The following is a 22,196-nucleotide window of genomic DNA, read 5'->3' as shown; positions in this document are numbered from 1 at the left end:
ATCCCATCCCGCAAAGCCGCTGTCGCGGCGCGAGGAGATCGTAAACACGTTCTAAAGGAGGAAACAGACATGTATGAACTGGGAGTCGTATATCGCCATGTGGAGCGCACCGATCGCGCCGTCGCGGATGCGCTGGCGGCGCCGGGCTCGGCGACGGTCCACGAAGCCATGGGCCGGGTGGGCCTGCTCAAGCCCTGCATGCGGCCGATCTATGCGGGCGCGCAGGTGTCGGGAACGGCCGTCACCGTGCTGCTGCACCCTGGAGACAACTGGATGATGCACGTGGCGGCGGAGCAGATTCAGCCCGGCGACATCGTGGTGGCGGGTCTCACGTCGGAATGCTCCGATGGCTATTTTGGCGATCTGCTCGCCACCAGCTTCAAGGCCCGCGGCGCGCGCGCGCTGGTCATCGACGCGGGGGTGCGCGACGTCGGGACGCTGGCGCAAATGCAGTTCCCCGTCTGGAGCAAGGCCATCAGCAGCAAGGGATGCATCAAGGCGACGCTGGGTTCGGTGAACGTGCCCGTGGTCTGCGCCGGCGCGCTGGTGCATCCCGGCGACGTGATCGTGGCGGACGATGACGGCGTGGTCTGCGTGCCGCGCGCCATCGCTGCCAGGACCCTGGAGGCCGCCAGGAAGAGGGAGGCCAACGAGGCCGCCAAGCGCGAGCAGCTCGCCAGCGGCGTGCTCGGCCTGGACATGTACCGGATGCGCGAGCCGCTGGCGGCCGCCGGGCTCAGGTACATCGACTGACGGACGAGCATCCGCGCGTGGCGGATCAGGCCAGCAGATCCGCCAGGGCGCGTGCAATGACCTTGGTGGCGCGGCGCAGGTCCTCCAGCGCCACGCGCTCGTCCGAGCGCTTGGCGTGCGATTCCAGCACCGTGCGCGGCCCCGCGCCGTAGATCACGCCGGGAATGCCGCGCTCCACATACAGGCGCACGTCGGTATAGAGCGGTGTGCCGACCGCCGGCGGTTTCTCGCCGAAGACCGCTTCGCCATGCGCCTGGATCGCATCCACCAGCGGCTGGTTGCCCGGCAGCGGAGTCATGGCGTTGGCCAGCAGCAGGCGCTTGATGTCGATGCGCGCGGCATCCTCGCCGGTCAGGCCGCGTTCCTGGTTGAACGCGGCCACCGCGTCGGCCATCACCTTGCGGATGGAGGCTTCGACCTGCGCGGGGTCTTCTTCCGGGATCATGCGGCGGTCCACTTTCAGCACCACCTTGCCGGGGATGACGTTGGTGTTGGTGCCTCCCTGGATCTGCCCGACGTTCACATAAGGGTGGCTGATCCCGGCAACGCGCGATGTCACCTGCCTGTACCTGGCGTTCTCGCCGTATAGCGCATTGAGCACCGCGGTGGCCGCCTGAAGCGCATCCACCCCGGTGTCGGGGACGGCGGCATGCGCCATCTTGCCGTGGATGGTCACCTCCATCTGCAGGCAGCCGTTGTGGGCGGTCACGACTTCGTAGCTGAAACCCGCGGCGATCATCAGGTCGGGCCTGGTCAGGCCTTTGTCCAGCAGCCAGCCGGGGCCGAGCAGGCCGCCGAATTCCTCGTCATAGGTGAAGTGCAGCTCCACGCCGCCACGCTGCGGCCTTGCCACGGCCTCGAGCGCCCGCACGGCGAAGGTGAAGGTGGAGAAATCGCTCTTGCTCACGGCGGTCGCGCGGCCGAACATGTGGCCGCCGGCGATCTCCGCGCCATAGGGGTCGTGCGTCCAGCCCTCGCCCGGCGGCACCACATCGCCATGCGCGTTGAGCGCGATGGTCCTGCCGCCATCGCCATAGGGGCGGCGCACGATCAGGTTGGTGATGGACCGCATGCCGTAGTCCTTGACCTGCGGCTCGGGAACGGCGTGCTTTTCCGCATCGAAGCCAAACGGCCTGATCAGTTCGGCGGTGCGCTCGGCATGGGGCGCGTTGTTGCCCGGCGGCGTGTCGGTGGGCACCCGTACCAGCGCCTGCAGGAAACGCACTTGCTCGTCGAAGTGCTGGTCGATCCATGCATCGAGCGCGGCATAGGTGGCTTGGCGGCCTGGGTTCATGGCTGTTCCTTGGTTGTCGATTGTGTTTGTGTTCTCAGGGCGGCGGGGCGAACCTTCAGCTTTGTTCGGCCGCAAGCTGTTCGAGCACGTGGCCGAAGGCTTCGACGGCCAGCTGCATGTCGTCGGACGTGGACGATTCGAGCGGGTTGTGGCTGATGCCCGAGTTCAGGCCGCGCACGAACAGCATCGCCTGCGGCAGGATCTCGTGGATCTTCATCGCGTCGTGGCCCGCGCCGCTGGGCATGCGAAAGAGCGGAACGCCCAGCGCCTGCACGGCGTTCTCCCAGCGCCGTTGCCACTCGGGCGCGCTGGGCGCGGCGTCGGCGCTCATCGCGCGCTCGGCCTTGTAGTGCAGGCCGCGGCGCCGGGCGATGTCGTCGAGCCTGGCGAGGATGTCCGCCGCCAGGGCGTCGCGCTGCGCGTTGGTCGGCGCGCGCATGTCCAGGCTGAACCTGCAGCGGCCCGGCACCACGTTGATCGAGCCGTTGGGCACTTCGAGCTGACCGATGGTGGCCACGCTGTCTGCGTCCTGCGCCGCGCGCTGCTCCACGTACAGCGCGAGTTCGGCGACTCCGGTGGCGGCGTCGCGGCGGCGGTCCATGGGCGTGGTGCCCGCGTGGCTTGCCATGCCGGTCATCTCGCAGACATAGCGCTGGCTGCCGTTGATCGAGGTGACCACGCCCAGCGGGATGTCGAGTTCGTTGAGCACGGGGCCCTGTTCGATATGCACTTCGATGAAGCCGAGATAGCCGGCGGCATCGCGCCTGAGCCTGGGAATGTCGTCGATGCACAGTCCCGCGTGCCGCATGGCCTCGCGCATGGTGATGCCGTCGGCGTCCTGCTGGTCCAGCCATTCGCTCCTGAAGTCGCCGATCAGCGCGCCCGAACCCAGGAAGGTCGCCTTGTAGCGCTGGCCTTCCTCTTCCGCGAAGGCCACCACTTCGATGCCGAAGGGCATGCGCCGCCCCTGGCGGTGCAGCTCGCGCACGCAGGCCATCGGCACGAAGATGCCCAGACGCCCGTCGTACTTGCCGCCGTTGCGCACCGTGTCGTAGTGGCTGCCGGTGAGCAGGTACTTGCCGCCATCCGCGGCGGGCCTGTACCGGCCGACCACGTTGCCCACGGCATCGATCTGCACTTCGTCGAAACCGCAGTCGCGCATCCAGTGGCTGATGCGCTGGGCGCACGCGCGGTGAGCGTCCGTGAGATAGGTGACCGTGAGCTGGCCCAGTTCGCCGTAGCCGGGGTCGGTGTGCTGCGCCAGCCGCTCCTGCCAGTCCCATACGTCGTTGCCCAGCGTGGGCTCTACATCGAACTTGTCGTTCAGGCGGATTTCCGCGATGCGGTGGATGTTGCGCAGCGCTTCGGCGCGCTCGAAGTCCGGCGGGTTGTCCAGGCGGCGCGCGAACGTGTCGATGATCTCCTGCTTGCCAAGACCCGTGCCGCGCGGGCCGCGCACGGCGAGGATGAAGGGAAAGCCGAAGCGCCGGTTGTAGTCGTCATTGAGCTGCTGGATGCGGGCGAACTCCTCGCTCGTGCAGTCGGTGAGGCCGGCCTTGCCCTGCTCATGGGTGGACTCCGCCGTCAGCGTCCTGGACACCATGGCCTTGCCGGCAAGCTCCGGGTGCGTCCGGATCAGGCCGAGCTGCGCCTGCTCTCCCGCCGCGTTCACCACCTGCGCCATCGCGTGCTTGAGATGCGCGAGCGATTTGAAGGGTCGTTGCTCCATCGCCCGCGAGGCGATCCAGGGGGAATGCTCGTAGATGCCGTCCAGCAATTGCGCGGCATCGGCCGGTGCGGCGCGGTTGAGCTGCTCGAGTGTCAAGGTCATGGCGATGGCTTTTTCATGTTGTCCGTATGGGGGTGCTGCCCGGTGCGTTCAGGGTTGCGGCGCGGGAAAGCGCCTGGCCCAGTGGCGCGCGATGTCGATGCGGCGCGCGATCCACACGCCGTCGTGAGCCTGGACGTGGTCGAGGAAACGCTGCAGCGCGGTGATGCGGCCCGGGCGGCCCAGCAGGCGGCAGTGCATGCCGATGCTCATCATCCTGGGCGCGTTCGCACCGTCAGGATCGCCTTCCGCGTATAGCGTGTCGAACGTGTCCTTCATGTACTGGAAGAACGGGTCGGCGTGCGAGTAGCCCTGCGGCAGCGCGAAGCGCATGTCGTTCACGTCGAGCGTGTAGGGAACGATGAGCTGCTGGTGCCTTCCGCCATCGGACTTGCGCACCGTCATCCAGAACGGCAGGTCGTCGCCGTAGTAGTCGCTGTCGTAGGCGAAGCCGCCGTTGTCGGCGACGAGGCGGTGCGTGTTGGGGCTGTCGCGGCCGGTGTACCAGCCCAGGCCGTGATCGCCGCGTCCGCCATACAGCTCGCCGAAGATGTCCATGCATTGCGCCATGTGCGCGCGTTCCACGTCTTCTGGAACGCCCTGGTAGTGGATCCATTTCAGCCCGTGGCAGGCGACTTCGTGGCCGAGCTCGTCGAACGCCTGCGCGACTTCGCGGTGCCTTTGCAGCGCGGTGGCCACGCCGAACACCGTCAGCGGCAGGGCGCGTTTCTCGAACTCGCGCAGAATGCGCCAGACTCCCGCGCGCGAGCCGTATTCATAGATGCCTTCCATGCTCATGTGGCGCTCGGGATAGGCCGCCGGGTTGAACATTTCCGAGAGGAACTGTTCGCTGGCGGCGTCGCCGTGCAGCACGCAGTTCTCGCCGCCTTCTTCGTAGTTGAGCACGAACTGCACGGCCACGCGGGCCTTGCCGGGCCACTCGGGGTGGGGCGGCGTGCGGCCATGGCCGATCAGGTCGCGGGGGTAGGGCGCGCAGGCGTCGTATGTCATGTCGTTCTCGTGCGTGGTGGTTTTTTCGTGCCGTGTGGGTCGTCGGGCGGCGCGGTCAGGCCGAGACGGAGGACAGCGCCATCGACAGGTCGCTGCTGGGCATGTCGCGGTCGAAGGCCAGGCCTTCCTCCACGTGCTGCAAGTGTTCGCGCATCAGCCGCACGGCGCCTTCCTCGTCCTTGCGGGCGAGGGCGGTCACGATGGCTTCGTGCTCGTCATGCGAGTGTTCGGCGGCGCTGGTGCTCTGGTACATGAGCGTGATGAGCGCGCAACGCGAGATCAGGTCGCCGAGCATCTGCGCGAGCACGGCATTGCCCATGAGCTCGGCCATCACCACGTGGAAGTCGCCCAGCAACTGGGTGCGCCGGCCCACGTCGTTGCGGTCCATGGCTTTCTTCTCGGACTGGATGTGGGCCTTGAGCGATTTGATCTGCGCGGGCGTGACCTGCTGGACGAAGGCGCGGGTCATCGCCGTCTCCAGCATGAGACGCACGGCAAACACCTGTTTGGCCTCCGCCACCGAGGGCGTGGAAACGAATGCGCCGCGCGCGGGCTCCAGGGTCACCAGCCGGTTTTGAGACAGCTGAAAGAGCGCCTGCCGCACCAGCGTGCGCGACACGCTGAAGTGATCGGCGAGTTTTTGCTCGCCAAGCTTGGTTCCCGGCAGGAGCTTGTGCTCGACGATGGCGCGCGTGAGCGATTCGGCGATGGCGCTGGTTGCGGACGATTCCATTTCTAGATTCTCTTCAAGTTCACAAAAATTGTATACACTTTTGGTCGACAGGGGTACAGTTGCGACCCATCGATGTTTAAGGAGTTATCCCTATGGGCTTGAGCACCCACGTACTCGACACCATGAACGGCTGCCCCGCCGCGGGCATGCGGGTCGAGCTCTTCAGCACGGATGGCGAGCGGGCGACCCTGGTCAAGAGCCTGACGCTGAACCACGACGGACGCACCGATGCGCCGCTGTTCGACAACCACAGCCTCAAGGTGGGGACTTATCGCCTGACGTTCGACGTGGCCGCATATTTCAAGGCGCGCGGCGTGGTGCTGCCCGAGCCGAATTTTCTCCATCGCGTGAGCCTGGACTTTGGCGTGGCGCATGCCGATCAGCATTACCACGTGCCGCTGCTGGTGAGCCCGTGGGCCTATTCCACGTACCGCGGTTCCTGAAGGGGCTGGCGCTCGGCCTATTTCCTGGGGCGAAGCGCCGCGCGCACCTCGCGGCACAGCGCCGTCTGCCTGCCGGCGCGCGGGCAGGTCCTGTCCGCATTGGCGATGATCTGGCGCGACTCTTCCCTGCTCACCACGCCTGAGCGCAGATGCCGCAGCGCCACGGGTTTCAGCCACGGGCGCTTGCGGATGGCGGCGTCCAGGCGGATGACTCCGCCGGGCTGTGCGGCCAGTTGGGCGACGGTGCGCGAAAACGCACGGCTCTGCCCGGACTTGTCGCAGTCGCCCGATTGCTCGTAGAGCCGCGCGAACCGGTCCCATGAGGCGATGCGCTTGAGTTGCTCCTGCACCCTGGCGGATTTCTGCGCGGTGCAGGTCTCCACCGCGTGGGCGGAGCCCGCGCACAGAACCGTGAAGGCGGCAAGGCTCAGGACGATGACGGCGCTGGCGCGCCGTGCCATGTTCATGGCGGCGGGGTGTGCGGCTGGTGGCTGGAAGGTCAAAGGCATGGCGGTCTCCGGGGCGGGAGTTTAATGCTGCCCCTCGGTCAATGTGTCGAGCTGGAACTTGCCCGACTTGTCCCACAGCCATGTGTCGGTATAGACCACGCGGCCCATGCGCGCGGGCACGGGATAGGGCGCGGCGGCGCGCACCGTGCGTTCGATTTCACGAATGACTTCAGGGGCCTGGCGCGGCGCGCGCAGCCAGTGCAGCCGCTGCACGCGGCCCTGGCCGTCGATGCTCACCTGCAGCACGCCGATCGCATAGAGCAATGGCTGGAGCTTGCCCTGATAGATGCGGGCGGCGTTCTTCGCATAGATATGCCGGGCCGCATCCTGGCGGTAGGCGAGCGGGGTCGCCGCCTGCGATGCGTTGACGGGTGGTTTCGCAGGAGTCGGCGCTGGCTTGGGCTGGGGAATGGCGGAGGGGGCTGGCGCGGGTTTCGGGGCTGGTTGAGTAGGCGGTTGAATGGGCGGTTTCGGGACAGGCAGGGATGGCTGCGCGACCGTGGGCGCGGCAGTCCTGGCGCGGCGCGACTCCAGATAGCGATTGACCAGCACGAAAGCCAGCGCAGCAAGCAGCAGGAGCATCCACCCGCGCGGCTGGGCGGAGCGGGCTCGCGAGCCGCTGAATTTTTCCGGACCGTTTTCTGACATGGGGGGAAACGCTGGTTATGCTGTTCACATCATCGCGCAGGCCGTTTGCGGTAGCCGCCCGGCCTTGCGCGCCACTTGCACACGAGGACGACTGCCTTGCCTTCGGCTCTTCAACAATTGTTGCTGACCCTGCGGACCGCGCCCGCGTGCCTGGTTCTGGTGGAGTCTACCCAAGGCTCGGCGCCGCGAGAATCCGGTGCCTGGATGGCCGTGCCGGCGGGCAACGCCAGGCCCATCGGCACCATAGGCGGCGGACATCTGGAACTGGAGGCCATCACGCTGGCGCGCAATCTGCTGCTGGGCGCGCGCACGGATGCAGGGCTGCCGCTGGTCCGGCGGTGGGCGCTGGGTCCCAGCCTCGGCCAGTGCTGCGGCGGGGCCGTGAATCTGCGCTTCGAGGTGGTGGACGCCGGTCAGGCAACGGCGCTCGAGCGGCGGCTGCGGCCCGCGCTGCATGAGCTGGCGCTGTTTGGCGGCGGCCACGTGGGGCATGCGCTGGTGCGCGCGCTGGCTCCGCTGCCGTTCTCGGTGAACTGGATCGACAGCCGCGACAGTATCTTTCCCCAGGGTGTGCCGCCACAGGTGCGGTGCGAGCATTCCGATCCGGTGGAGGCGGCGGTGCGCTATTTGCCCGCGGGTTGCCGCGTGCTGATCATGAGCTTCAGTCACGCGGAGGACCTGAGCATCGTCGCGGCATGCCTGAAGCGCCAGCGCGAGCAGGGCGACCTGCCGTTCATCGGGCTGATCGGCAGCGCCACCAAGCGCGCGGTGTTCGGAAGCCGGCTGCGGCATCGCGGATTCTCCGAGGCCGAGCTTGCGCACATCACCTGCCCCATCGGCATTGCGGGCATCACGGGCAAGGAGCCGGAAGTGATTGCCGCCTCGGTGGCGGCGCAGCTCCTGCAGTCGGTCTACAGAGGTCTGGAGCCCGGCGAGAAATTCGCGGCCAAGGGTATGCCCTAGGACAGTCTCCCATTTTTGAGCTGCATTTTTGTATACACTTTCAGTCAACAAAATGGTCGCAGCGGTGCCCAGGTTCATTCCGATCCAAGGTGCGCGGCCAGATGGCTGCTCAGAGCGCCCGCAGTGGTGAGCAGAGTCCAGGCAGCGCCTTTCCCCGGCGTTGCCGAACGTCGGCATCATTGCCGCCAGGATCGCGAGCTATGGAAAGCTACTTTCTCGACTGGGCCAATCTGCTGCTGCGCTGGCTGCACGTCATTACCGCCATCGCATGGGTCGGTTCCTCCTTCTACTTCGTATTCCTTGACAGCAGCCTCACGCCGCCGGTCGATGAGGGCCTGAAGCGCGACGGAGTCTCCGGGGAGCTCTGGGCGGTGCACGGCGGCGGTTTCTATCATCCTGTGAAGTTCAACGTCGCGCCGCCCAGGATGCCGGACCACCTGCATTGGTTCTATTGGGAGAGCTACACCACGTGGCTTTCCGGCTTTGCGCTGCTGACGGTTTCCTATCTGTGGAACGCGAACATCTATCTGGTGAATCCGGCCAGCCCGAACCCGATGTCCGCCGGCATGGCGATCCTGTCCGCGCTGGCATTCCTGGCGGTGTTCTGGCTGCTGTACGACACCATCTGCCGGATGTTCGGGCAGGGTCGGAATGGCGACGCCATCGTAGGCGCAATGGTCCTGGTTCTTGTGTGCATCGCGGCATTTCTCGCCTGCCATATCTTTCCCGGCCAGGCGGCGTTCCTGCTGATGGGCGCGATGCTGGCCACGTCGATGAGCGCCAATGTGTTCTTCTGGATCATTCCCGGCCAGCGCAAGGTGGTTGCCGCGCTGCGGGCGGGCCAGCCGGTGGACCCGGTCCATGGCAAGCGGGCCAAGCAGCGCAGCGTGCACAACACGTATTTCACGCTGCCCGTGCTGTTTGCCATGCTGTCGAACCATTACGGCTGGCTCTACGGTCACGAGCTGAACTGGCTGGTGCTGATCCTGATGATGTTCGCGGGCGCGGCAATCCGCCAGTTCTTCGTGCTGCGCCATGGCTTCAAGCTGGGCCGCAACGGGCATCCGTGGCCCTATGCGCTGGTGGGCGTGCTGGTGATCGCCGGCGTGGCGGCGTGGCTCAAGCCGGCCCCCAGGCCCGCAGCAGCGGCTTCCACGGGCGGGACCATGGCCGTACCCGCCTACGGCGAAGTGCACGGCGTGATGGAGAGGGCCTGCATGGTCTGCCACAGCGCCAAGACCATTGCGCAGAAGAACGTGATGTTCGATACGCCCGACGAGGTGAAGAGCCACGCGCAGCAGATCTATACGCAGGTCGTGCAGCTCAGGAAGATGCCGTTCGGCAATCCCGCCGGCCTCACCGACGACGAGCGCGACATGTTCAGGCGCTGGTACGAAGGCGGCGCGCCGACTGGCCCATAGGGCGGGGCTGCAAACCCCTCGCCAGTCGAATGGATGCGGATCGCCCGAGGCCGGATCCAGGCGGCGGCAGGGCGTCTTGCAGGCACTCCCCATGGAAAGAAAGGAAAACCGGCGGCGCGTATAATCGCCGCCTTCAAAGCAAGAGAGGCTGCTGTCCCGGCGGCCTTTCTTTTTTTTCCAATTGCGGCGCCGCACGTCCGGCGTCGCCCGGGACCATGTAGAGGAACACCATGTACAAAAACCTCGCTGCCGCGCTCGCGGCCGCCTGTTTTTTCCTTTCCCCTCTTTCTTTTGCGAATGCCGGCGCGGCGGCGAAGTCCGGCCCGGTCAAGGCCGCGTTCGTCTACGTCTCGCCGATCGCGGACGCCGGATGGACCCACCAGCACGAAGCGGGCCGCAAGGAGATGATGGCGGCGCTTGGGGATAAGGCCGTGCAATCCACGTTTGTCGAGAACGTGGCCGAGGGCGCGGATGCGGAGCGCGTGATCCGCGATCTGGCCGCGTCGGGCAATGACATCATCTTCACGCCGAGCTTTGGCTACATGGAGCCGACGATGCGCGTGGCCAGGGATTTTCCCGGCGTGAAATTCGAATCCATCACGGGCTACAAGCGCGCCGCGAATGTGAGCACGGCGAACGCGCGCTACTACGAAGGGCGCTATCTCTCCGGCGTGCTGGCGGGGCGTATGAGCCGCTCGGGCGTGGCTGGTTTCGTCGCCGGTTTTCCGATTCCGGAGGTCATGCAGGGCATCAACGCATTCGCGCTCGGCATGCGCTCGGTGAATCCCAAGGCTGTGGTCAAGGTGATCTGGCTGGATGTCTGGTTCGATCCGCCCAAGGAGCGCGAGGCCGCGATGGCGCTGTTCAACGAAGGTGTCGACGTAGTTGCGTTCCAGGTGGCTTCGACGGCGATCATGGCGGCGGCGCAGGAGCGCGGCAAATACGCCATCGGCTTTCACTCCGACATGCGGCACGTCGGCCCCGACGCGCAACTCGTCGCCGTGACGCACCAGTGGGGCAAGTACTACGCGGACCGCGTCAGGGCGGTGGCCGGCGGAAGCTGGAAAAGCCAGGACAGATGGGGCGGCGTGCGCGAGGGCATGATCCGTCTCGAAGGCTTCAGCGCAAGCATTCCCCCCGCTGTCCGCGAGGAGGTGAAGGCGCGCGGGAAGGACATGGTGGCCGGCAGGCTGCAACCGTTCCATGCGGGCAGGGCGCCCATTCTCGACAACCAGGGCAAGGTGCGGATTGCACCGGGCCAGTTGCTCACCGATGGCGAGATTCTCGCCATGGACTGGCTCGTCGAAGGCGTGCAGGCTCCTGCGCGAAAATAGGCGTCCCGTTATCGACTCTATGCGCGCATCCTGATAACGCATCGCGCGCCAAGGACGTAAGCTGTCTTCATGCAAATATTCCGCTGTGCTCTCCTTCGTTTCGAATCCGACGGCACGGCCGTCTATGAGGAGGACGGCTTGCTGGCCGTCGCCGCCGATGCCGACGGCGTGCGGCGCGTGAAGGCCGCGGGCGGCTGGAGCGCTTTGTCCGCCGGTTACGCGGGCCTGCCCGTCAACCACCTGCCGGGCCGCATCATCGCGCCGGGGTTCATCGATCTGCACATCCACTATCCGCAGACCGACGTGATCGGATCGCCCGCGGACGGCCTGCTGCCGTGGCTGGAGAATTACACCTTTCCGCACGAGTCGCGCTTTTGCGACGGCGACTATGCGGCGCAGGTCGCCAGCTTCTTCATGGACGAGTTGCTGCGCAACGGCGTGAGCACCGCGTTCACGTTCTGCACGTCGCATCCGGGCTCCGTCGATGCCTTGATGAGCGAGGCGCAGGCGCGCGGCATGCGCATGGTGGCGGGCAAGGTGCTGCAGGACCGGCATTCACCCGATGGGGTGCGCGACCAGACCGAGCAATCGCTCATCGACACGGAAGCGCTGATCCGGCGCTGGCATGGCCGGGGCCGTCTCGGCTACGCGATCACGCCGCGCTTTGCGCCGACCAGCAGCGACGCGCAACTGCGTGGCGCGGGCGAGCTCGCGGACCGGTACCGCGATGTGTGGATCCAGTCGCACGTGGCGGAAAACCATGACGAGATCCGCTGGGTGCGCGAGCTGCACCCGGCCGCGCGCAGCTATCTTTCGGTATATGACGATTTCGGGCTGATGCGCGAGCGATCGGTGTATGCGCATTGCATCCATTTCGATGGCGAGGACCGCGCCCTGATGCGCGATCGCGGCGCGGCGGCAGCCGTCTGTCCGACGAGCAATCTGTTCCTGTCGAGCGGTTATTTCGATTTCGCCAAGGCCGACGCCGCCGGTTTCGGCTACGGGCTGGCAAGCGATGTGGGCGGGGGCACGAGCTTCAGTCCCTTTCGTACCATGCTCGAGGCATATTACGTGGGCCGCGAAGGGCATTCCAAGCAGGGGCAGTCGCTGTCTCCAGGCACCTTGTGGTGGCTGCACACGGCGGGCGCGGCGCGCGCGGCCGGGCTTGAAGGAGTCGTTGGCAACCTGCAGCCGGGCTGCGAGGCGGATTTCGTCATCCTCCATCCCCAGGCCACCCCGTTGATCGCACGCCGCACCGCGCAGGCGCGCAGCCTGGACGAGCTGCTGTTTGCGATGATCGTGCTGGGAGATGATCGCTTGATCGAGCGCACTGTGATCGCCTGACGCAGTACTCAATTTCCGAAGGACGGGCGTTTGCCGTCAAAATAGCGTGCTGCGAGTGCGCTCGAAGTGCGTAAAGCTATAATTTTGATAGTAATGCGACGCCACTGCGCCAGCGTTACGGTCTATTGAAGAATGTGCAAGGAGTGACTGGGATGTCCATCAAGAGCGACAAGTGGATCCGCCGCATGGCCGAACAACACGGCATGATCGAACCGTTCGAGCCGGGGCAGGTCCGCCAGGTCGATGGCCGCAAGATCATCAGCTACGGCACCAGCAGCTACGGCTACGACATCCGCTGCGCGCCGGAATTCAAGGTCTTCACCAATATCCACAGCACCGTGGTCGATCCCAAGAACTTCGACGAGAAGAGTTTCGTGGATTTCCATGGCGACTCCTGCATCATCCCGCCCAACAGTTTCGCGCTGGCGCGTACCGTGGAATATTTCCGCATTCCGCGCAACGTGCTGACGATCTGCCTGGGCAAGAGCACCTATGCGCGCTGCGGGATCATCGTGAACGTCACGCCGTTCGAGCCCGAGTGGGAGGGCTACGTGACCCTGGAGTTCAGCAACACCACGCCGCTGCCCGCGCGCATCTATGCGGGAGAGGGCTGCGCGCAGGTGCTGTTCTTCGAGAGCGATGAGGTCTGCGACGTGAGCTACAGGGACCGTGGCGGCAAGTACCAGGGCCAGGTCGGCGTCACCCTGCCCAAGGCCTGATCCCAGATCCCTGATTGCGTTTGCTCCAGAATCGCCTTGCGCGAAGCCCGGCCGGTTTCGGCGAAGGGGCTTCCGGGCGCGGATGGCGCGCCCGGCGCCGCGTAGCCGTTTGCGTGGTGATTTATTGAAAACGCGAGAGCGTCCTACGAATGGCTCTTGGCAAAGTATCGTCAACTTGCATCATCGCCGCCGATGTTCCATGCCCGCGGCGTCCCTTGCCCCTTTACGGACGGCGCGCAAGGCGTAACATCCTGCACCCGAGCCCGGCCCGTGGGCCGGAGCCGTTCCAACCGGAGAAAAGACAATGAAATGGGAAGGTAATCGCGAGTCCAGCAATGTGGAAGACCGCCGCGGCTCGGGTGGCGGCGCAGGCATGATCGGCGGCCGTTCGATCGGCATTGGCACCGTGGTGATCGCGCTGATCGGCTGGGGTGTGTTCGGCATCAATCCGCTGACGACCATCGGCGTGCTCTCCGGTGGTTCGGAGCAGCAGGTTCAGCAGCAACAAGGCCCCGCCAAGGCGCCTCCCGCCGACGATCAGCAGGCCAGATTCGTGTCGACCGTGCTGGCATCCACCGAGGACGTATGGAGCCAGATCTTTCAGCAGGGCGGCGCCCAATACCGCGAACCCAAGCTGGTGCTGTTCCGCGGCTCGGTGCCCACGGCCTGCGGCACCGGCCAGTCCGCGATGGGTCCTTTTTACTGCCCTGGCGACCAGAAGGTCTATCTGGACATGGGCTTCTTCGACACCATGAGCCGCCAGTTGGGAGCGCCGGGCGTGTTCGCGCGCGCCTACGTCATCGCCCACGAGGTGGGCCACCACGTGCAGACACTGCTTGGCACTACCGCCAAAGTGGACAATATGCGCGGCCGCGTGAGCCAGCGCGACCAGAACGCGCTCTCGGTGCGCCTGGAACTGCAGGCCGACTGCTATGCGGGCGTCTGGGCCCACCATTCGCAGCAGGCCAAGAATTGGCTCGATCAAAGCGATATCGAATCGGCCCTGAATGCGGCCCAGTCGATCGGCGACGACAAGCTGCAGCGCGAGCAGACCGGCACGGTGCGCCCGGATGCGTTCACCCACGGCTCCAGCGCGCAGCGCGTGCGCTGGTTCACGACAGGCCTGAAAACCGGCAGCGTGCAGGCTTGCGACACTTTCAACACCCAGTCCTTGTGATGCCGGTTTCGCGCGCGCCGCATGCTGCTTCCTGGGCGATTCTTGCCAGAGATCGGACAGGTCTTGGCATGAGGAAAACCCGCATGTCGCGCAGGAGTGCGACAATAGGGGCTTAATGACACAAGCCTATTCATCCCTCGCGCTGGCTGAACCGCTCAAGCGCGCCGTAGCCGACATGGGCTACGAGTTCATGACGCCCATCCAGGAGCAGGCCATTCCGGTCGTGCTTGCTGGTCAGGACGTGATGGGCGCTGCCCAGACCGGCACCGGCAAGACGGCCGCATTCTCGCTGCCGCTGCTGCAGCGCCTGCTCAAGCATGAAACCAGCTCCGTATCGCCCGCGCGCCACCCGGTGCGGGCGCTGGTGCTGCTGCCCACGCGCGAGCTGGCCGACCAGGTCGCCCAGCAGGTCGCGATGTATGCCAAGTACACCAAGCTGCGCAGCACCGTGGTGTTCGGCGGCATGGACATGAAGCCGCAGACGGCCGAACTCAAAAAGGGCGTGGAGGTGCTGGTGGCGACGCCGGGCCGCCTGCTGGACCACATCGAAGCCAAGAACGTGGTGCTCAACCAGGTGGAATACGTGGTGCTCGACGAGGCCGACCGCATGCTGGACATCGGATTCCTGCCCGATCTGCAACGCATTCTGTCGTACCTGCCCCAAAGCCGCACGACACTGCTGTTTTCCGCGACGTTCTCGCCGGAGATCAAGCGCCTGGCCGGCAGCTATCTGCAAAACCCGGTGACTATCGAGGTGGCGCGTCCGAATGAGACGGCGTCCACCGTCGAGCAGCGCTTTTTCTCGACGAGCGATGATGACAAGCGCCGGGTGATCAAGCAGGTGCTCAAGGATCGCGGCATCCACCAGGCATTTATTTTCGTCAACAGCAAGCTCGGCTGCGCTCGGCTGACGCGCGCGCTGGAGCGTGACGGCCTGAAGGCCGCGGCGCTGCATGGCGACAAGAGCCAGGACGAGCGGCTGAAGGCGCTCGAAGCGTTCAAGAGCGGCGAAGTCCACCTGCTGTGCTGCACCGACGTGGCCGCGCGCGGGCTGGACATCAAGGACGTGCCGGCCGTGTTCAACTATGACGTGCCGTTCAACGCGGAAGACTACGTGCACCGCATCGGCCGCACGGGCCGCGCAGGGGCATCGGGCATTGCGGTCACGCTGGTGACTTCGCACGACTCCAGGCAGGTCGCTGAAATCGAGAAGCTGATCAAGAAGAAGATCAACGTCGAGGCCGTCGAGCTGGATGACGAACGTCCGCGCGGCCGCTTCAACGATGGCCGGCGCGCGTGGGGCGGCGAGGACGGCGAAGAGCAGCGCCCGAGCGGCTACTCGCGCGGCCATCGCGAAGGAGGTGGACGTGGCGGCTACCGGCAATCGGCTCCGCGGGATCCATTCTTCGACAAGCCCTATGAGCCAAGCGCCGCGCCAGTGGCGCCTGCAAGCTGGGAAGCCAGTGCCAAGGCGCAGCCAACCCGCGGCTCGGCCAATATCCGTCCCAAACGCAAGATTGCCGCATTGTTCAAGCCGATGCCAGTGTCGGCGGAGTGATGATGATGCAATGAGCGCGGGGAGAGGCCGCTTCCGGCTTCCGAGAGGCGCTGGCGATTCTCACCGCATCATCTAGGCCTCTCACAATACGAGATCGCCAGCAGGTTGCCCAGGCACCCTGCTGGCGATTTTGCCTTGTCATGTCACGCATGCGGGCCGCGTGCGCGAATCACATGTGCGAGTCGTGCAGCGCGCCGCCACTCAGATCGGCGGACCCGGGCTTGATCTCTTCGAATTTCATGACCTTGCCGCCGTATTCCTGGACGAAGCTGGCGGCATCGGCCTCTTGCGCGAAGCTGGCGAAGGTGGGGCCCATCGAGCCGTGCCGCTTGCTGCCGACCACGTAGTAGGCCGCCTTGGCGTCGATCCAGTGGCCCTCCGGGTGGTTCCAGTCGGCCTTGCCCATGTCCTGGACGTAGGCGCCCTGGATCGCTCGCACCTGCTCGCCGGAGTGCAGCTGATTGATCAGTTCCATGGTGTCGCAGAAGAAGGCGGGCTTGTCCTTGCCGACATAGATGATCTGCGCCTTGGGGCCCGGGTAATCGGCCAGCAGCATGCCGTCGAGTGAGCAACTGGTGGAGCGGTCGATTTCCACCGGCGCGAGCGCCTGGGTCGACCTGGAGTCGTTGCCGCAGCCGCCGAGCAGCGTGAGCACGGCGAGAATGCCCGCGCCAAGAAGGGCATGCATGCCGGGACGGCCTCGGCGGAAAATTTCTTGATGATGACGAAGTTGAGGGGTCATGGCTTGAATCTCCATTTCGCAAGCACAAGGGGGAAGACGATCCAGGCCACCATCACGCCGCCCATGGCGGCGGGGTCGCCCAGCGCGGGCGGCACGATGCTGGCGAGCCCGTAGAGCGTGCGGACGTCTTCGAGGGAAAACACGTTGAGGATGCGGAACACGTCCGCCGGATTGAGCAGCAATAGCCAGGTGAAGGCATCGCCCGCGTATTTGCCGCCGGTGCCCACGAGCACGCCGAGCATCAGCAGATCGAACACGAGCACGAAGAAGAACCAGGCGGCGATCGCCAGGCCCGAGGCGCGCGTGCGGTCGCGTGCGACCACGGACAGCAAGACGGCCACGCTCAGGAAGGCCAGGCCGAGCAGCACGGAACTCAGCATGAATCCGACGAAGTGGTAGAGCCCGCGCGAATCGATGTGCGGAAAGAGCAGCGCCATCACCACGCCGAACCCGCCGAGCATCGAGGCCGTGAGCGCGGCGGACAGGCCGAGATACTTGCCCAGCAGCAGCTCCAGCCGCGTGATGGGCATCGACAGCAGCAGGTCGAGCGAGCCGCGCTCGCGTTCGCCGACGATGGCATCGAAGCCGAGCAGCAGCGCGATCAGCGGAATCAGATAGATCACCAGGCTCACCAGGCTGGCGATGGTGATCTCGATGGAGCGAAAGCCCACCACGCCCTGCTGCGCGCTGCCGAAATAGGCAATCACCAGCGAGAACACGGCGAACACCATCGCCACGGCCAGCACCCAGCGGTTGCGGATGCGGTCGCGGAATTCCTTGCCGGCGACGGTGAGTATTTGTCGTACTTGCATGTGCGTTGTTCTTTCCTTGTTCTCTTTCGGCTCGCTCACTCGTTGAGCCCGAAGAACACGTCTTCCAGCGACGGCATGTGCAGGCGGATGTCCTTGATGGGAGCATTCGAGCCCGTGACGGCGCCGAGCAAGGCGACCTTGTGGGAGCGGTCGCACTTCAGGCGCAATCCCCGCGCGCTCACCTGCGCTTCAATGCCCGTCACCTGCATGATCTGCGCGGCAACGCGCGGCGCGTCGGCCGCATCGAGATCGACCTCCAGGGTGAGCGGCATGTGCAACTGGTCGCGCAGCTCCTGCACCGTGCCCAGCGCCTGGATCTGGCCCGCCGTGAGGATGGCGAGCCGGTCCACGCGCTCCTGCAGTTCGGCAAGGATGTGCGATGTGATGATCACCGTGACGCCGCCGTCCTGCAGCGTGCGCAGCGTGGCATAGAACTCGCGGATGGCCATGGGGTCGAGTCCGTTGGTGGGCTCGTCCAGGAACAGCACGCGCGGCGAGCCAAGCAACGCCTGCGCGAAGCCCAGGCGTTGCCGCATGCCTTTCGAATATGCGCGCACCGGGCGTTTGCCGGCATGTGCCAGGCCGACTTTCCGAAGAATTTCCGCGCACTGGGACTGCGGCGCATCCTTCAGTTTCGCAAAGAATTTCAGGGTCTCCAGGCCGTCGAGATTGTCGTAGAGCACCACGTTTTCCGGCAGGTAGCCGATGTGTCTGCGAATTTCACGCGCCTTGGGGCCGTTGACTTCTTCTCCTGTGATCCGGATGGTTCCGCAAGACAGCGGAATCAGTCCCAGCATCATCTTGAACAAGGTGCTCTTGCCCGCGCCGTTGTGTCCGATCAAGCCGAATATCTCGCCGCGTTCGATGTCGAGGCTGACGTTGTCGACGGCCTTGAAATCACCGAACTGCTTGCTCACGCCGCGCAGCGAAATGGCGGGTGAGGGCGTGTTGCCATCACTGGCCAGGGAAATGCTTGCCAAGCCAATCTCTCCATTGTTTGTGTTCAGGTTGCATGCGCGGATGCGGATCCACCACCGACGGCATGCGAAGAATCGGGAATTGCTGGCTGACGAGCCGCAGCGCCTGCACCGCCGGGCTCGCCAGCAGCAGCTTGATGCCTGGGTAGCGCCAGGTAAGCGTGTCCACCATGTCGTTGGCTTCATAGGGGACGTCGCCGATCTGGTCGCCGTCGCGGTCCCAGCCGAGGTAGTTGCTCCAGTGATTGCCTTCCTTGACGCCCCAGCGCTCATCGCGGGTGCCTACATAACGCACCTGCTCCCGGTTGGAGATGAAATCATTGCGCTCGACTTCGTTGCGCGTCGATCCCGCCGAGAGGTGCACGCCAACCATGTTGTCGACCACCAGGTTGTCGGTGAGCTTGATGTACTCGACGTCGTAGATGAAGAAGCCGCGATTGTTGCCGGCCACGATGTTGTTCTCGATGACGGCGTCCTGCAGCGTGCGCAGCATGATGCCGTGATCGGAGTTGCCCCATGCGCGGTTGTTGCGCACGATCTGGTTGCGCACCTCCATGAGCGCGAGGCCGCCGCGGTTGTAGTACGTGTCGTTGTCCTCCCACAGGTTGTAGTAGGAGTTCATGTAGTGCGTCCCGTAGCGGCTGTGGTGCAGCTTGTTGCCGCGGAACACCGCATGGTGCGATACGTCCACGTACAGCGCATCGCGCACGAAGCTGATGTCGTTGTTCAGTATCTGCGCGCCCTTGGTGTTGTAGAGCTGAACGCCGTTGCCGCGCTGCGAGGATGCGAAATCGCGCTTGCCGGTGATGAGGTTGCGCTCGACGAGCACATCGTCGGCCTTCTCGATCCACAGACCGAACAGGTTGTAGGTGAGGTCGCAGTCGCGCACGATGGCGCGGTGCGCGCCCGGCCAGATGTAGATGCCCGCGTTCTGGTCCTTGAGGCTGCTGCCGGAGTCGCGCACGATCAGGCCCTCGATCACCACGCCGGGCGCGGTCACGCGGATCGTATCGCCTTCGCCGCCGCCGCTGAGCGTGGGGCGGTCGATGCCGCGCAGCGTGATCGGCTTGTCGATCAGCAGGTTGGCGCGATACTGGCCGCGCGCCACTTCCACCACGTCGCCCGCCTGCGCGGCGCGGACCGCCGCGCCGATGTCCTCGCCGGGCTTGACGCTCAGGGTGGCCGCGCTGCTGGCGCCGCTCGCGCAGATCAGCGCCAGTGCCAGATATCCTGAAAGACGCCTGAATGCACGGGGAACCCCGTCCGAGCTTCTCATGCGACCGTCCAGTTCACTGCACGGAACGCGATCAGCAGCGCGGCGCCGATCAGCAGGTTCTTGAACGCCACGTAGGCGAGCATGTCCATCGGATTGGCATAGCGGTAGCGGCTGTTCCACCAGACGCCGTCCTTCACGTAACGCCTGCCGTCAAGGCGCAGCAGCACCTCGATGAGGCTCCAGATGAACCAGCAGATGATCATGGCGCTGGTGGATATATGCCCCATGGCGAGCAGCACCCATGCCGCGATCGCGGCGATCATGCAGGGCACGGCGAGCATGCTGACCCAGCGGTTGTGCTTCCATCCGGCCGCGCTCCAGGGATTCAGGTGCTCGAGCACCTCCATGGCGAGGCGCTTGATGCCGGAGGCCTCGTTCAACTGCGGCACGTGCACGGAGTCGGTGGGCATGCGCGGATCGGGGCCGTTCGCGGCCTTGGCGCTGATCTGCGCCTGCCAGCTCGTATCCGGCGTGATCGGAATGAAATAGCCGTTCTTGCCGATGGGCGTGATGCCAAGGCCGTCCTTCTCGCGGCGCTTGCGTTCCTTGGCAAGTGGCGGGCAGCCTTTCACGTCGGTGTAGAGGATCATGCAGTCGAGGCAGTGCAGGCATTCGCGGTGATCGATGCGGCCGTCGGCATCGATGGCCTGTGCTCCGCAGCCTACTGCACAGGCCTTGCAGCTGTTGCAGTCCTGCTTGCGCTTGAGTCCGAACCAGCGGAAGGTGCTGGGGATGGCGAGCGATGCGCCCAGCGGGCACAGGTATTTGCAGAAGGGGCGCTCGATGAAGAGCGACAGGCCGAGCAGCGCGCAGACGAACAGTCCGTAGGGCCACGCGCGGTTGGTGATGCCTACGAGGAAGGTGGTCTTGAACGGTTCGACCTCGGCCAGCTTTTCGGCCAGGCTCATCGAGAACAGCGAGACGGCGAGCAGGCCGAAGAAGATCACGTACTTGAGCCATTTCAGGCGGTCATGCCAGACCTGCGGCAACTGGAACTGAAAGCGCTTGAGCCCCACGAGGCGCGCGATCTTGTAGAGAGCTTCCGAGAGCGAGCCGAACGGGCAGGCCCAGCCGCAGAACAGGCCGCGCCCGAACAGGAACACGGTGACGATGATGAAGATCCAGAACAGGAAGATGAACGGATCGGTGAGGAACAAGGTCCAGGTCCACTGGAACAGCACGGAGTGGAACCATGTCAGCACTTGCGTGATGGACGGCTGCGCCATGGCGCCGAATCCGACGAACACGATGCTGATGGCCCAGAAGCTGTACTTGAATGCGTTGACCGGCCACTTGTTCTTGTGCGTGGACAGGCGTGTGAGCCTTTCGCGGAAGGCATAGACGATGGTGAGAAGCACCAGCAGCGCGGCAAAGAGGCCGATCTTCACGGCTTGCGTCTTCCACACGCGCACCCATGGCGCGTCGGGCTCCTCCACCTTGGGGCGGCCGCCGTCGAGGAATTTCGCGGGCATCCAGTATTTGGACTCGAACACGGCGAAGCTGCGGTGGCCGGTGGCGCGGTCCACCCGGTTGCCGAGGAATGCGAGCTTCCACGGATAGGCGGCGGAGAACGCGGGCGAGCGAATCACGAAGATGGAGGACTCCGTATAGCGGGGAGCGCCTTCGGCTTCCAGCCCATAGAGATTGAACGCGTCGAGATCGCGGAAGGTGAAGGCGTCGGGGCCTTGCTTGACCTGCACGCGGTCGTAGATGCCGCCGCGCACGAAACCCGATCCCTTGAAGGATTCGTCGCCGGCGGTGCGCACGATGAAGAAGGCGCTTTCCCCCGGCTGGATGCGCGATTGCAGGCTGGCGAATCCGTTGTCGCCGAGCAGGCTGCGCCCGATGTCGGGCTGATTCAGGTCGCCGAACCACAGTTCGATGAACGGCGTGGCATCGCGCGGCAGGCCCACCTGTTCGGGCTTGACGGCAAGGCGCTTGACCGCGCCCATTTCAACCAGTTGTTGCCAGGTGAATTTCTGTCCGAGCGTGATGAACTTCGCGGGGTCGCGGACGATGGGCGCGATGATTCCGGTCTGGCGCGCAACGGCCGAGCCCGACATCATCACCACCTGGTTTTGCGCGATGACCGTGACGGTTGCGCCGGAGATGGCGTCAAGTCCGACCACGCCCTCGTCGGGGCGAGAAGGCCCGACTTCGATGCTTTCGGTCACGGACTTGCCGATGTATTGGTTGTTGAAATCGATGAGCGCCGATTCGGGAATCCCGAGCAGAAGGATGGGCTCCGAGTGCTTGAGCACTTTCACGCCGACGAAATGCCCCGTCACATCCATGCCGATCAGCGTGACGACGGGCTTGCCCGAGTACGCGGGCGTATCCGTGATGTCGGTGGACAGCATGACGTAGCCCAGCAGCTTCTTGTTGGCCGAGTCGTTGTCATACGCTTCTACGTAGGGCGGCTGGCCCTTGCGTTCGGAGAAGTAGGTGGCGCCGGGAAATACGTCGGCGCACGGCAGCAGGGCGCACATGTCCGGCGCGGTGTGCACATTGGCTGGGAGTTCTGCTTCGTAGGCCGAACTGGCGCGGGACGCGGGGGACGTCAGGGCGAGGCAGACAAAAAGGACAAGCGCGGCACAAGCGGCCAGGAAATTTCGCCCGGGGAACGACATGTTTCTATCCTGAATTGCAGGGGC

20 protein-coding genes are annotated in these 22,196 nt (G+C 65.1%); 9 read left to right on the top strand and 11 right to left on the bottom strand.

What is annotated here, in order from left to right; genetic code table 11:
• Positions 1–69 precede the first annotated feature (69 nt).
• Positions 70–753 (top strand): 4-carboxy-4-hydroxy-2-oxoadipate aldolase/oxaloacetate decarboxylase, encoded by a 684-nt coding sequence (gene ligK, locus ABWP92_RS01225; protein ID WP_353233517.1) that lies wholly within the window; start codon positions 70–72, stop codon positions 751–753.
• A gap of 25 nt (positions 754–778) precedes the next feature.
• Here the strand turns inward: ligK and ABWP92_RS01220 are convergent, their stop codons facing one another.
• The 4 genes from ABWP92_RS01220 to ABWP92_RS01205 are packed head-to-tail and all read right to left on the bottom strand — an operon-like array spanning position 779 to position 5,619.
• Positions 779–2,047, bottom strand: coding sequence for a M20/M25/M40 family metallo-hydrolase (locus ABWP92_RS01220; RefSeq protein ID WP_353233516.1), 1,269 nt, complete (start codon positions 2,045–2,047; stop codon positions 779–781).
• Between the two features lie 55 nt (positions 2,048–2,102).
• Positions 2,103–3,878 (bottom strand): 2-oxo-4-hydroxy-4-carboxy-5-ureidoimidazoline decarboxylase, encoded by a 1,776-nt coding sequence (gene uraD, locus ABWP92_RS01215; protein ID WP_353233515.1) that lies wholly within the window; start codon positions 3,876–3,878, stop codon positions 2,103–2,105.
• A 48-nt stretch (positions 3,879–3,926) separates the two neighbouring features.
• Positions 3,927–4,886, bottom strand: coding sequence for an allantoinase PuuE (puuE, locus tag ABWP92_RS01210; protein WP_353233514.1), 960 nt, complete (start codon positions 4,884–4,886; stop codon positions 3,927–3,929).
• A gap of 55 nt (positions 4,887–4,941) precedes the next feature.
• Positions 4,942–5,619, bottom strand: a complete 678-nt coding sequence (locus ABWP92_RS01205; protein ID WP_353233513.1) for a GntR family transcriptional regulator — start codon at positions 5,617–5,619, stop codon at positions 4,942–4,944.
• A gap of 92 nt (positions 5,620–5,711) precedes the next feature.
• On the opposite strand from ABWP92_RS01205, the gene uraH reads away from it, so the two are divergent.
• On the top strand, positions 5,712–6,062 hold the full coding sequence (uraH, locus tag ABWP92_RS01200) for a hydroxyisourate hydrolase (RefSeq protein WP_353233512.1): 351 nt from the start codon (positions 5,712–5,714) through the stop codon (positions 6,060–6,062).
• A 17-nt stretch (positions 6,063–6,079) separates the two neighbouring features.
• Here uraH and ABWP92_RS01195 read toward each other — a convergent pair whose 3' ends face one another.
• Positions 6,080–6,571: a hypothetical protein gene (locus ABWP92_RS01195; RefSeq protein ID WP_353233511.1), complete on the bottom strand. Its 492-nt coding sequence runs from the start codon at positions 6,569–6,571 to the stop codon at positions 6,080–6,082.
• A gap of 21 nt (positions 6,572–6,592) precedes the next feature.
• Complete coding sequence (locus ABWP92_RS01190; RefSeq protein WP_502907429.1) at positions 6,593–7,219, bottom strand: hypothetical protein; 627 nt, start codon at positions 7,217–7,219, stop codon at positions 6,593–6,595.
• 96 nt (positions 7,220–7,315) lie between these two features.
• On the opposite strand from ABWP92_RS01190, the gene xdhC reads away from it, so the two are divergent.
• The 7 genes from xdhC (at position 7,316) to ABWP92_RS01155 (ending at position 15,735) form a co-directional block, all read left to right on the top strand.
• Positions 7,316–8,182 (top strand): xanthine dehydrogenase accessory protein XdhC, encoded by an 867-nt coding sequence (gene xdhC / locus ABWP92_RS01185; RefSeq protein ID WP_353233510.1) that lies wholly within the window; start codon positions 7,316–7,318, stop codon positions 8,180–8,182.
• 200 nt (positions 8,183–8,382) lie between these two features.
• Positions 8,383–9,603, top strand: coding sequence for a urate hydroxylase PuuD (locus ABWP92_RS01180; RefSeq protein WP_353233509.1), 1,221 nt, complete (start codon positions 8,383–8,385; stop codon positions 9,601–9,603).
• Positions 9,604–9,833: 230 nt separating this feature from the next.
• Positions 9,834–10,937, top strand: a complete 1,104-nt coding sequence (locus ABWP92_RS01175; RefSeq protein ID WP_353233508.1) for a BMP family ABC transporter substrate-binding protein — start codon at positions 9,834–9,836, stop codon at positions 10,935–10,937.
• 69 nt (positions 10,938–11,006) lie between these two features.
• Positions 11,007–12,281 carry a guanine deaminase gene (guaD, locus tag ABWP92_RS01170; protein WP_353233507.1) on the top strand — a complete coding sequence of 425 codons (1,275 nt, stop codon included), beginning with the start codon at positions 11,007–11,009 and terminating at the stop codon, positions 12,279–12,281.
• 152 nt (positions 12,282–12,433) lie between these two features.
• On the top strand, positions 12,434–13,000 hold the full coding sequence (gene dcd / locus ABWP92_RS01165) for a dCTP deaminase (RefSeq protein WP_353233506.1): 567 nt from the start codon (positions 12,434–12,436) through the stop codon (positions 12,998–13,000).
• A gap of 304 nt (positions 13,001–13,304) precedes the next feature.
• Positions 13,305–14,177: a KPN_02809 family neutral zinc metallopeptidase gene (gene ypfJ / locus ABWP92_RS01160; RefSeq protein WP_353233505.1), complete on the top strand. Its 873-nt coding sequence runs from the start codon at positions 13,305–13,307 to the stop codon at positions 14,175–14,177.
• 115 nt (positions 14,178–14,292) lie between these two features.
• A complete protein-coding gene (locus ABWP92_RS01155) occupies positions 14,293–15,735 on the top strand; it encodes a DEAD/DEAH box helicase (protein ID WP_353233504.1) in 1,443 nt (480 codons plus the stop codon).
• 169 nt (positions 15,736–15,904) lie between these two features.
• Here the strand turns inward: ABWP92_RS01155 and ABWP92_RS01150 are convergent, their stop codons facing one another.
• The 5 genes from ABWP92_RS01150 to ABWP92_RS01130 are packed head-to-tail and all read right to left on the bottom strand — an operon-like array spanning position 15,905 to position 22,172.
• Positions 15,905–16,423 (bottom strand): nitrous oxide reductase accessory protein NosL, encoded by a 519-nt coding sequence (locus ABWP92_RS01150; protein WP_353233503.1) that lies wholly within the window; start codon positions 16,421–16,423, stop codon positions 15,905–15,907.
• 50 nt (positions 16,424–16,473) lie between these two features.
• Positions 16,474–17,289, bottom strand: a complete 816-nt coding sequence (locus ABWP92_RS01145; RefSeq protein WP_353233502.1) for an ABC transporter permease — start codon at positions 17,287–17,289, stop codon at positions 16,474–16,476.
• Between the two features lie 35 nt (positions 17,290–17,324).
• Complete coding sequence (locus ABWP92_RS01140; RefSeq protein WP_353233501.1) at positions 17,325–18,269, bottom strand: ABC transporter ATP-binding protein; 945 nt, start codon at positions 18,267–18,269, stop codon at positions 17,325–17,327.
• Positions 18,244–19,542 (bottom strand): nitrous oxide reductase family maturation protein NosD, encoded by a 1,299-nt coding sequence (locus ABWP92_RS01135; RefSeq protein WP_353233500.1) that lies wholly within the window; start codon positions 19,540–19,542, stop codon positions 18,244–18,246. The genes ABWP92_RS01140 and ABWP92_RS01135 overlap by 26 nt, the downstream gene beginning before the upstream one ends.
• A complete protein-coding gene (locus ABWP92_RS01130; RefSeq protein WP_353233499.1) occupies positions 19,539–22,172 on the bottom strand; it encodes a 4Fe-4S binding protein in 2,634 nt (877 codons plus the stop codon). The genes ABWP92_RS01135 and ABWP92_RS01130 overlap by 4 nt, the downstream gene beginning before the upstream one ends.
• Between the last annotated feature and the right edge of the window lie 24 nt (positions 22,173–22,196).

Origin of the sequence: Diaphorobacter ruginosibacter (assembly GCF_040396215.1) — a bacterium.
Taxonomy (GTDB): Bacteria; Pseudomonadota; Gammaproteobacteria; order Burkholderiales; family Burkholderiaceae_C; genus Diaphorobacter_A; species Diaphorobacter_A ruginosibacter_A.
This window is presented reverse-complemented; position numbering and strand designations above follow the sequence as displayed.